Raw genomic sequence first — 714 nt, 5'->3', positions numbered from 1 at the left:
CGTTACGGCCATGCGATGGCCGGCCTGGTCGAACGGGCCAAGATCGCGCTGACAGAACATTCCTGGGCCGAGGTGAAGGTGTCGCTGCCCGGCGTACGCTTCGCGGCCGGGATCACGCGCGCCGGCCTGGAAGAGACGATCGGCGGCGATATCGAACGGGTGGCCGCGACGGTCAGGCAAACGATTGCCGACGCAGGCGTTCCCGCTTCGGCCATCACCGCCGTGTTCCTCACCGGCGGTTCGACGGCGATCCCGCTGGCAAAGCGGCGGATCCTTTCGCTGGTGCCGCAGGCCTCGGTTATCGAAGGCGATATGTTCGGCTCGGTCGGGCTTGGGCTCGCGCTTGATGCGCGGCGCAAATTCGCCTGACGCTTCCTTGCTCTAGCCCCTCCCCGTTGACGACGCGTTCTGCTTGCCGGTGAGATGCGCCTTGAGCGCCATTTGCGCGAGGCTCGCCTGCCGGTCGCGATGGGTAATCATGGCGAAATCGCGTTTCGGCAGAATGACCGGCACGGATCGCAAGCTGCCTTCCGCCAGCGAACGCGCAATGACGAGCTCGGAAATTATAGTCGCGCCGGCACCAGCCTCCACCGCCTGACGCACAGCCTCGTTGCTGGGCAGAACAAGAAAGATCTGCAACTCCGCCGGCGGAACCCCTTCACTGCGCGCAAAATCCTCCAGCGCCTCGCGCGTGCCCGACCCGCCCTCCCTGAT

2 protein-coding genes are annotated in these 714 nt (G+C 65.7%); one reads left to right on the top strand and one right to left on the bottom strand.

Annotated elements, in window-relative coordinates:
• Positions 1-369, top strand: a 369-nt coding sequence (locus EOA75_RS33490; RefSeq protein WP_164747788.1) for an Hsp70 family protein, incomplete at its 5' end; no start/stop codon positions are given.
• 12 nt (positions 370-381) lie between these two features.
• On the opposite strand, the gene EOA75_RS33485 is transcribed toward EOA75_RS33490, so the two are convergent.
• On the bottom strand, positions 382-714 hold a 333-nt coding region (locus EOA75_RS33485), incomplete at its 5' end, for a LysR substrate-binding domain-containing protein (RefSeq protein ID WP_245466841.1).

Source organism: Mesorhizobium sp. M1A.F.Ca.IN.022.07.1.1 (assembly GCF_003997575.1).
Taxonomy (GTDB): Bacteria; Pseudomonadota; Alphaproteobacteria; order Rhizobiales; family Rhizobiaceae; genus Mesorhizobium.
This window is presented reverse-complemented; position numbering and strand designations above follow the sequence as displayed.